Origin of the sequence: Aliivibrio sp. 1S175 (genome assembly GCF_001690985.1) — a bacterium.
In the GTDB taxonomy this organism is placed as follows: Bacteria; Pseudomonadota; Gammaproteobacteria; order Enterobacterales; family Vibrionaceae; genus Aliivibrio.
In genome coordinates, this window is sequence record NZ_MAJS01000046.1 from 1 (window position 1) to 12,341 (window position 12,341).

A 12,341-nucleotide genomic window follows, 5' to 3' on the forward strand; every position below is an offset into this window, starting at 1 on the left:
AGAAGTCACCATTACGGTGACGGGCTCGAACGATGGCCCAACCATCAGCGGAACAGATACAGGCTCCGTTGTTGAAGATACCGTGGCTGAAGCGACAGGCCAATTGGATGCAACAGACGCCGATGTTACCGATACACACTCGTGGTTAGTGACAGATGGCGCAGGTACTTACGGTGAATTAACCGTCGATGCAACCGGCAAATGGACCTACACGTTAGACAATACACTGGCGGGAACGCAAGCCATTTCTAATGGTGAAGTCAAAACTGAAACCTTTGACATCGTTGCGGATGATGGCAACGGTGGAACCGTAACACATACCGTCACCGTTGAAGTGACGGGCACCAATGATGCTCCAGTAGTTTCAGGTTCATCTATCATTTCTGGTGGTGTTGTCGAAGAAACAACACTTAGCACCAGTGGCGATTTATTTGTTGATGATGTAGACACATTAGATTCGCATACATGGACATTACTTACATCTAATACTGATCCATACGGTTCAATTACGGTAACAACGAATCCCGATGGCTCTGGTAAATGGGAATACACCCTAAATAATACCGCAGCGCAAGTTCAAGCCTTGGCAAATGGTGAAAGACATACTGTTGAATATCAAATTCAAGTTGAGGATGGAGAAGGTGGTTTAACAACAGAAACCATTTCCATTGAGATTACAGGCACAAACGATGAGCCTGTGGTGTCAGGTCAGTCTACTGGTCTAGTGAAAGAAGATACCGCAACTCAATCAGAGGCCGAAGGTCAATTGACTGTCGATGATGTTGATTTAATCGATGTTCATGGTTGGAGTGTAGATACTAATAACGGCACTTATGGCTCGATTACGATAGATCCTGCTACGGGTAAATGGGTTTACACCATAGATAACGGACTAGCAGCAACACAAGAATTAACCGAAGGTCAAAGTGTCGAAGATAAATTTATTGTTACCGTTGATGATAATCAAGGTGGTACAGATACGATCGAAATCGTAATCACCGTAGTTGGTACCAATGGAGTTCCTGTTATTGGTGGCGATATTGTAGGTGATGTTACCGAAGATACAAAATTAACGACAACAGGCACGTTAACCGCTGCAGATGAAGATGCAACAAGCTCGTTTAATTGGGATATCGTAGGTTCAGATACCGGTACTTATGGTAAATTTACATTAGATGCGAGTACAGGAACTTGGGTATATACATTAGATAATGACGCTGCTCAATCTCTTGGTGCAGGTGATGACCCAATCAAAGAATATTACACCGTAGAATTAAGCGATGGTGCTGGTGGTGTAATTACAGAAACCGTTGAAATTACAATTAATGGGACTAATGATGATCCAGAATTATCAGGGCAATTATTAGGTTCCGTAAAAGAAGATTCAATAGAAACAACAGAAGGCCAACTCATTGTTGACGATGTAGACCTTTCAGATACCCATACATGGGAAGTTCTGCCGGCAACTGGCTCTTATGGTTCAATTACGGTGGATGCAAACGGTAAATGGACTTATACCATCAATAACTCATTAGATATCACTCAGCAGCTTGCAGAAGGCGAAAATGCAGAAGATCGTTTTATTGTTACGGTTGATGACGGACAAGGTGGCACTGATCAAAAAGAGATTATCATTTCTTTAGAAGGAACCAATGATCTACCAAGTGTTGTCGACAGTAATGATACCGGAACCGTTAAAGAGGACGAGATCTTAACTATTTCAGATACATTAACGGTTGATGATGTTGACTTATCTGATGTGCATAATTGGTTTGTGATTGGGGCCTCTGAATCGAAATTAGGCAGTTTTTCAGTAGATTCAGTGACAGGTAAGTGGACGTATACACTTAATGGAACTGAATCTCAAGTTCTTGCTGCAGGAGAAAGTGTCGTTGAAAGTTTTGTCGTCGTCGTTGGTGACGGTAATAACGGTTATGCCCAACATACTGTTGAAATAACTATCGAGGGCACTAATGACCAACCTGAAATTACAGGGAGAACAACAGGCACTGCTGTAGAAGATATTATACCGACAGCTACAGGAGCATTAACTGCAGTAGATGTTGATTTTACTGATGATCATACTTGGTTTGTTGATGGTGGTGGCGCCGGTAAGTACGGAACAATGACTGTTGATGGTGATGGTAATTGGTTATATGCCTTAGATCCGTTGAATAGTGATACTCAAGCATTGGCAGAGAACCAACAAGAGTTTGAAACGTTTACTATTCATGTCGATGACGGTAATGGTGGGATGAATACCATCGAGATAAGGGTTGAAGTATTAGGTACGAATGATGCTCCTATCATAGGTGGACGTACAACTAGAACCATTACTGAGGATGATGCAGCTTCCGTTTCGGGTAAATTAAAAGATGGTGATGTCGATTTAACAGATTCACACACTTGGACATTACTTACCGATACACAAGGTGATTATGGCTCATTATCATTAAATGCAAATGGCCGATGGACATATACTATTGATAATACGTTAGCCTCGACTCAAGGTTTATTGGAAAACCAAAGTGAAACTGAAGAATTTATTATTCAAGTAGAAGACCAATACGGTGCTATTGATACAGTTACAGTCACAGTCACAGTCAAAGGAACTAATGATGTTCCTGAGCTATCAGGAGAATTAACTGGAATTGTAGAAGAAGATTCAGTGATTACTGAGATTGATGGACAACTGTACCCTGATGATCAAGATATTGATGACACTTATACATGGTCGTTAGATTCAAGTACCGGCTCGTACGGGACATTAACATTAGATACTAATGGTAAATGGTTTTATGTTCTTGATAATGATAAAAGTTCAGTACAGTCATTGTCTGAAGGAGAAATAGTTCAGGATACCTTTACGGTAACAGTTACGGATGGTTTCGGAGGTTCGACGTCAAAAGATATTGTTATTGATGTTGCTGGTAATAATGACGAACCATCAATTACGGGCGCAACAACGGGCAGTACGATTGAAAATACCACAGGAAAAGATGTCGCAACCGGTGAGTTGACTGCGGTAGATATTGATCATTTAGATAATCATACATGGTCAATCGTCACCCCAGAAGGAGTCTATGGTGAATTAAGTATCGATCCTAATACTGGTATGTGGACGTATCAATTAGATAACTCAAAACCAGAAACAATCGCGATTTCATCAGGGCAGGTAGTGCAAGATACGTTTACCGTTCAGGTTGATGATGGTAAAGGTGGCACTAACCAAATTGAAGTGGTTATTGATATTGCTGGGACAAATAGCTCTCCTGGTATTATTGGTGATACTACAGGTGAAATAAAAGAAGATACGGCTCCAAATGAAATCTCAGGTGATTTACAGTCTGGTGATTTAGATTCAATGGATACCTTAGAATGGGAAATTATTGGTTCGGCAGGCCAATATGGCCAGTTTACTCTCGATAATGACGGGCATTGGACCTATACCCTTAATAACAGTAACAATACCGTTAATGGGCTAAAAGAAGGTGCAGAGCTAGTTGATACCATCACTGTAAAAGTAACCGATTCATTTGGTGAAGTTTCTGAAAAAGACATTGAAATTACGATTGAAGGGACAAATGATGCACCATCATTAAGCGGAGCATTAACCGGGACAGTAATAGAAGATCAAACAACGGTTATTGAAGGGCAACTAGATAGTTCAGATCCTGATGTAGGTGATATTCATGCATGGAACTTACTAAATGGTGTCGGTCAGTATGGTTCATTAACAATGAATTCTAGTGGTCGTTGGACATACACACTAATGAATTCTCTTGCTGCAATTCAAGCACTTGGGCCGAATGAAACATTTACCGAAACATTTACGGTAACGGTAACCGATTCTATGGGATTAGAGTCTACAGATGACATCGTTATTACTATTCAAGGTACCAATGATCTACCAGAAATAACGGGTGGGTTAACCGGTGAATATATTGAAGATGTATCTTCTGATATTGTTGTTGGTCAGTTAATTGCTACTGATATTGATGCCGGAGATACAACAACGTTTGAAAACCGAACTTATGTAGGTAACTATGGAACGTTTTATTTAGAAGCTGATGGTTCATGGCGTTATGAGATAAATAAAGATTCAGCGGCAATTCAATCATTGAACGAAGGTGAACAAATTTCAGAGACGTTTACCGCGGTAGTGCATGATTCTAACGGTGGTTTTACTAGCGAGCAGATTGATTTCACTATTACTGGTACCAATGATTTACCTGTAGTCTCTGGTGAAAATTCAGCAACCGTTCTTGAAGACGCCCAAGAATTTATTCCAGGAGAGTTTACAGGTCAGTTTACAAAAGTATCAGGAAATGTTCTTGCTGACGATATTGATTTAGGTGATGAAGTTGTTAGTTGGCAGGTAACAAATGGTAATGGTACTTACGGTATATTTACAATTGATGAAAATGGCCAATGGACTTATTTATTAGATAATTTTGATAAAGATACAAATGATTTAGATTTTGGAGAGGAGGGTACCGAGACTTTTTATGTTACCGCGACTGATTCTCATGGTGGTGTTTCTGTTCCTTTCCCTGTAACTATTACTGTTGTTGGGAATACAGATAATGATGGCGGTGGTGGTGGTAATATAGACCAAGTTATTGACGTTGATGCAATTGAAGAGGGGGTTGATGGTAATGGCAGCGTTGATTCTGGAACTATTACTCTACCTGCAGGCTGTACAATAAGTGATGTTAGTTCAACGAGCGATGGCGTTTTTGGTTCATTGACAGTTAATGATGATGGAACGTGGAGTTATGAGGTTAATGATGACGCGAGTTATGTTGATGCTTTGTGTGAGGGCGAAGTAGTAACTGAAAAATGGTTCGTCACCGTGTCAACAAGTTGTGGAGATAAGGTTGTTCAGGTAAATGTGACTCTTACTGGTTCAAATGATCAGCCAATAATTATTGCAGATACCGCGACTGGAGAATTAGGTGAAGTGGTTGAAGACAGTATTCTTGATGTATCTGGTCAATTAGAAGTTGTAGACCCTGATTCTTGTGATACTCACACATGGTATTTAGTTGATGCAACTGGCAATAAGATAGGTTCGCTAGACTCAAGTGGCGAAAACATAGTAATTCAAGGTATTTATGGCGAACTGACATTAAACCAAGCAACAGGAGAGTGGACGTATGTGCTTGATAATGACAGTCCACTTGTACAAGCATTAACGCCGGATCAAATTGAAAAAGAATACGTACGTGTTGTTGTTGAAGACGATAAAGGTGCAGTTAGTGCCGATTCAACCATTAATATTAATGTTATTGGTGTGGCAGATGATGCTCCTGCGGTTGCCATCATTGAAGAAATTGCATTTAAAGAAGATGGAAGTCCATTAACTCAAACTGGAGTATTAGACAGTGTCGCCGGCTTAACTCCTGATTTAACCTGGAACCTTGTCACTGGTGATGGTTCATATGGGAACTTAACGCTAGATAATAACGGCAATTGGACTTATGTTCTTGATAATAATTCATTAGCAGTTCAGCAACTGAATGAAGGTGAGTCAGTTACCGATACCTTCAGTGTTACTGTGGTAGATAAATTTGGTAAAACAGTTGTCGATGAAAATGGCGATCCCGTTGAAATGATTTTCAAGGTCGACGTTACCGGTACAAATGATGCGCCAGATATATCTGGTAAATTGAATGGAACGATTTCAAATATAGATTCAGACGGCAAGATTTCAGGAAACCTTAATGATGGTGATGTAGATACCGGGGATACTCATACTTGGAATGTGACTGATAATCAGGGTGATTATGGACGACTTATCCTTATTAATGGCAAATGGACTTATACATTAGATACCAGTCTAGATGCAGTAAAAGTATTAGGTATAGGTGAAACATTATCAGATACTTTTGAAGTTAGCGTAACCGATTCTTATGGTGAAACATCAACAGAAACAATCACCGTCACGATCGATGGGTCTAATTTACCTCCAGAAATAGCTCAAGATGATCAAATCATCATGGAGCTTAAAGAAGACGATAAGACGAGCGATACCAATACATTAACAGCAACGGATCCAAATAGTGATGATGTTACTTTTAGTGCTAAAACATTAACTGGGACGTATGGAACATTTGCCATTAATGAAAACGGAGAGTGGACTTACACCTTAGATAATAATGAGGCTCACATTCAAGGCCTAAAAGAAGGAGAGGTTGTATCCGAAGTCTTTACTGTATTTGCGGTTGATGAACATGGCGCAAAAACGGAACAAAAAGTCACCGTTAATATTACGGGAACAAATGATGAGCCTAAAATTTCAGGAATGGATACCGGAGTCGCTCAGGAAACAGACGGCAGTACTACGTCAGGTAACTTTGTAACCTCAGATGTAGATGTTGGTGATAATGTCGTTGTTACTGCAGGTACACAAGGCAGTTATGGTGCTGTCTCTGTCAATGATGCGACAGGAAAATGGACATATACAGTAGATGGTGAAAACCCAACAGTTAATAGCTTATCAAAAGGTGAAACGCTAACAGATACCGTTACGATCACGGCAACTGATGAATTAGGTGCGACGACCGATATGACGATAACTATCACTATTAATGGTGAAAACGATGCACCAGATTTAGTCGTTACGGTTCCGCCAGAATTAACAGAAGACAGCGGTGTAAGTGGTGCAAATACGATTGAAGTGACAGGTAATTGGGATGATGGTGATCCTGATACTGCAGATTCACATTCTTGGGTTGTATCAAATGGCGATCCTTTAGGTACGCTTACTTTTGAACCTAATGGAGATTATAAGTTAGTTGTTGATAATTCAGCTCTGGCAATTCAACAGCTTGGTGTGGGTGACTCTTTAGAGTTAATTTATACCGTAAAAGTCACTGATGAATATGGCTTAAGTAGTACGCAAAATATTACCTTTACTGTTAATGGTACCAATGATGATCCAGAAGTTGTTAATACAAGTATTACCTCTGTCGATGTGGCAGAGGATGGGGTATTAACTCAATCAGGCCAATTAGATATTTCTGATATTGACCAACTGGATACGACGTTTGATTTTAGTGTGACTAATTCGCCATCAGATGCTTACGGTGAAGTGACAGTGGATTCAGATGGTAAATGGACTTACGTATTAGATAACGATAAAGCACAAGATATCGGTGATGAAGTTATTACAGAAACGTTCACTATTCAGATTGATGATGGCAAAGGCGGAGTGATAACACAAGAGGTGACGGTGAATATTACCGGCACCGATGATGATCCGATTATAGATACGACAGTCACTCAAGTGACAGAAGGAACGGTAGTAGAAGATGGAACACTGACAGCTACCGGTCAAATTGCTTATGTGGATCCTGAAGGGGATGTGATTGATTACAATGTAATTAATCCACCGGCATCATCTTATGGTACTTTTACTGTAGACGCTAATGGTGTATGGACGTATGAGCTAAATAACACCTTAGCTCAAGAAATTGGGATTTCTGGCGCTCAAGAAACGTATACTATTGAAGTTACAGATCAAACTGGCGGAACAATACAACAAGTCATTACTATCAATATTACGGGTGAGAATGATAATCCAACGATTGATGTTTCAAGCGTCATTATTGGCAGTGTTGAAGAAGATGGTACAGCAACGGCTATTGGTCAATTAGATGTATCTGATGTTGATCTTACCGATACAAGCTTCACTTATTCCGTTATTTCTGGTCCAAACACCGCAGGGACACCAGGAGATCTTACGGGGTTATATGGCGCTTTAACGGTTGACGGTAACGGTGAGTGGACATATGTACTTGATAACGATAAAGCCCTAGTCTTAGGTGATGCTGTTGCAACAGAAAAATTCACGATTGAAGTTGCGGATGGCAATGGTGGAACGGTAACTCAAGAAATTACGGTTAACGTTACAGGCAATGATGATCAGCCAATTATTGATGCAGGGGTTACGCAAGAAACAACAGGAACAGTGGTCGAAGATGGTACGTTGCATACAGAAGGTACCATTGCTTACTTAGACCCTGAAGGTACAGATATAGGTTATACCGTATCAACCTCATCCACACCTTTATATGGAACATTTAGTGTTAATCCAACAACAGGTAAATGGGAATACGATCTAGATAATTCCCTTGCACAAGAGATAGGTGTTGATGGCGCTCAAGAATCTTTAGTCATTGATGTGACAGATGCAACAGGCAAAGTGACACAGCAAGTTATCACCATCGATATTACTGGGGAAAATGATTCTCCGGTGATATCAGGAAGTAGCACCTCTGATGTAAAAGAAGGGGTAGTAGAAACAGTTACAGGTCAACTGACAGCAATTGATGCTGAAAATGATCCAATAGGATGGCAAATCGCATCGACGTCATCAGCAACGGGAAGTTACGGAACCCTCAGTATTAATGCGGCAGGGCTATGGACATATATACTTCTTGAAGGCAGTACGTTAGCGCTGGCTGCGGATACGACAGATGAATTTACTATAGAGGCTTCTGATGGAAAAGGAGGGGTGACTCAACAACTCATTACAGTGATCGTTGCAGCTCCGACTATTATTCAAGGTGCTATTGGTTCAGATATTTTAACGGGAACAACCAATGATGAGCTTTTATTTGGTAATCCATTAGATTTATCAGATGTTGGTACAGCTGATACGTTTACATGGACAAATGCCTCTATTGGTGGTGATTTAGGTCGAGATGTCATTAAAGATTTTGATCTCGATAGCGACAAAATTGACTTAAGTGACATTGCAAACATAACAACAGTGTGGGATTCAGCAGTATTAGCGTCTCAAATCCAAATTACAGAAGTCGATGGAAGCACTGAAATTTATATTAATGAAGCAGGAGCAACTGTCCAAACCATTATTGTAGATGGGATTACCCTTGATGATTTAGCGGGAGAGCCAACTGCATCAATGACAGATGAAGAAAAGCTTAATGCATTAACTAACTCAGGTCATTTAGTCGTTTCAGATGCCTTTGGTAATGAGAGCGATAATATATTATACGCATCAGGTCAAAATGATATTTTAACTGGCGGTGGCGGTAATGATATTTTCTATTTTGCAGGAGAAGTGGCCGGAGACGCAATGGACCCAGCGCAAACATCGATTGCTGATTTTGCGGTTGATGGTGTAGCGGCAAATGGAGAAGCTGATATTTTAGACTTAGCTGAGTTATTACCTGATTCAATTCAAACGAACTCAAGCATGGATGACATGCTGCAACACATTAATGTGAATATTGATGATGGTAACTCTCAAACGGTGCTATCAGTCACTGATGAACTAGGAAATCAAACAGATATAACATTAGAAGGTGTTGATAGTACTACGCTTGGAATTAGTGATTTAGGCTCAATGAGCGATCAGGATATTCTGAGTACAATATATAACGATTTCAACATGTTTAAAGTAGATTAATAAGGTTAGTATCATTTAATTTACGCAATTAAAAAGGCGAGAAGGGGTTACCCATCTCGCCTTTTTTAATGCTTTTAAATAGCATCTTGAATTACGTTAGATACTTATACAACGCGACAAGCAAAACCTTTTAGGTAGAAACCTTCAGGATAAGCAGAATCAAGAGGGTGATCCGCTGCTTGTTCAAAACGTTCAATAAATTGAACAGTACGTTTAGCATCAAGTGCCGCATCAGCAACAATTTTTTGGAATAAACCTGTATCCATTAAACCAGAGCAAGAGTATGTTAATAGCGTGCCGCCTGGGTTCAAAATTTGCATCGCAAGCATGTTGATGTCTTTGTAACCACGACACGCACCAACCAATTGGTTTTTAGATTCAGCAAATTTTGGTGGATCCATAATCACAACATCAAATTTAGTGCCGTTATCACGATATTCACGAAGCAACTTAAATACATCAGCATTTAAGAATTCAGCTTTAGATAAATCAAAGCCGTTAATTTCTGTGTTGTTTTTTGCGTTATCCAATGCCAGTTGAGAAACATCAGCGTTGATAACGTGCTTAGCGCCACCTTTAAGGGCGTATAGGCCAAAACCACCCGTATAAGAGAAACAGTTAAGTACTGATTTGTCTTTTACGTATTTGCATGAACGCTCACGGCTGTCACGTTGGTCAAGGTAGAAACCGGTTTTATGACCATTAACGATATCAACGCTAATTTTTACGCCGTTCTCTTCAATGATGACAGATTCAGGTGGCTCTTCACCGTGAAGAACGCCAGTGCGTTGTTGTAGACCTTCTTTTTTACGAACAGAAACGTCAGAACGCTCGTAAATATTACAGTCTGGGTAGCATTCGATTAATGCTTCGACCAACATATCTTTAGTTGCTTCAGCGCCAGCGCTTAGAAGCTGACATACAAAATAATTTTGGTAACGGTCAATAGTGATACCAGGTAAACCATCAGACTCCGCGGCAATTAAACGATAACCCGTTAAGCCTTCACGTTCAGCTAATACGTCACGTAGGCCTTGTGCTTGGTTTAATCGACGAACAAAGAAGTCTTTATCGATGGCTTCATTTTTGTCAAAAGTCCAAACACGAGCACGTATTTGAGATTGTGGAGAAAAAGCACCACGAGCAAGCCACTCACCGCTGTTTGAATAGATCTCTACTGTTTCACCTAGTTCTGGTTTTCCTTCCATACGCTCAATACCGCGAGAGAAAATCCAAGGATGGCGACGACGTAATGCTTTATCACGTCCTTTTACTAAATAAATTGAAACAGTCATATCGATGCTCTGATGAGTAAATTAGGGGGCTATTCTCTTTGATGTGACAAGGAAAAGCAAACGAAGAAGGAGGGAGCAGGAGAATTATCTAAAAGAGAGAGGAGAGATAAAAAGAATGCAGTAATAAAATTAATTATTACTGCATGATATTAAGGCTATTGAAAGGTAAGAATTGATTATATTTACGCTTTTAGTCCATTTAGAAGTAATTCTAAATCTTGTCCTTTTAAGCGTAACTGTTCAATATTAGATTCTGAATCTTTGATCATCTTATGCACTTGGTTCGATTGAACTCGAACATCTTCAACTGTTGCGGCAATACTTGATGCGACTTCGCCTTGTTGAGTTGCTGCAGTGGCAATTTCATTATTACTTTCAGAAATTGTATTGTTGCGATCAGCAATATTTGAAATGTCATTATGAACTTGATGCATTAGTTTTTGGCCAGTTTCTGCGTTACTTACCGTATTCGCTGTTAAGGTTAATAACGATTTACTGTTATTTTGCAGCGCTTCAATCATTGATTGAATCTCAACGGTGGCTTGTTGAGTTCGGCTTGCTAATGTACGAACTTCATCAGCAACCACGGCAAATCCACGACCTTGCTCACCTGCACGAGCCGCTTCAATCGCTGCATTTAACGCTAATAAATTAGTTTGTTGGGAAATACCATTAATAGTCGCAACAGCATCATCAATTTTTGCTGCATTGTTATCTAACTCTTGAACCGCACTGGCTGCTTGATTGATCTCTTCTGATAAGGCTTGAATCGCTTTTACGGCAGAATCTACTTGAGATTGACCAAGGCGAGCAGAGTTCATTGCATCCGTTGATTGAGAAGAGGCTTCATGAGTGTAATTCGCCACTTCTTGAATTGATGTTGCCATCTCTTCGGTTGCACTAGAAAGAAGGTCAAGCTGAGCGAGTTGCTTGTCAGATGCACCTGAACTTTTATGACTATTTTGGCTTAACTCCGAACTCATCTGTTGAATTAACGCGACAGATTCTTGCATAGCTAAAACCAATTGTTGTTCACGGTCTGCTAATTTATCGATAGTAATGGCTATAATGCTGAATTCGTCTCTAACAGGAAAAAAATTCATTCGTTGAGTTAAGTCGCCAGACTCAAGTGTTTCCAATGCTTTATTCATCGTGAACATCGCGCCACCAATAAAGGTCATGATGTAATAAACACCAACGGCCATTATTAATATAATCGCAGATAAAATTGATAGTTGAAGCGTTGTTAATGAAGACCACAAAGTGATGTTTGAATTAGCACTGATCGTGTAATTACCCGCATTGACATAAGCGCTGTGTTCGCCTGTACTAACAGTAAACTCAGCAGATTGAGACAACAGAGTAACCGCTTCTTCACGGGATATATTTTGTTGATTTAGCATAGAAGCAACGAATTGAACTTCGTGCTCAAGAGTGTCCGCCATCATGGTATTCGCTGCCGAATTCATAATAAAGGTTAAACTAATAAGAGCCAAAAGAGGTAAAAAGAAAAGGAGATAGAATTTTTCTTGGATTTTTAAGTGAATAAGGTATTGGTCTATCCAACGGAATGCACTTTCTTTCATTATAAGTCCGTATAAAATGAG

General features: G+C 39.9%; 3 protein-coding genes. 1 reads left to right on the forward strand and 2 read right to left on the reverse strand.

The annotated features are described in order from the left end of the window. Positions 1-16 precede the first annotated feature (16 nt). On the forward strand, positions 17-9,439 hold the full coding sequence (locus A6E06_RS12960) for a VCBS domain-containing protein (RefSeq protein ID WP_255312095.1): 9,423 nt from the start codon (positions 17-19) through the stop codon (positions 9,437-9,439). 104 nt (positions 9,440-9,543) lie between these two features. Here the strand turns inward: A6E06_RS12960 and A6E06_RS12965 are convergent, their stop codons facing one another. Then, complete coding sequence (locus A6E06_RS12965; protein WP_065591315.1) at positions 9,544-10,734, reverse strand: class I SAM-dependent methyltransferase; 1,191 nt, start codon at positions 10,732-10,734, stop codon at positions 9,544-9,546. Positions 10,735-10,916: 182 nt separating this feature from the next. Further along, complete coding sequence (locus tag A6E06_RS12970; RefSeq protein WP_065591314.1) at positions 10,917-12,320, reverse strand: methyl-accepting chemotaxis protein; 1,404 nt, start codon at positions 12,318-12,320, stop codon at positions 10,917-10,919. Positions 12,321-12,341 lie beyond the last annotated feature (21 nt).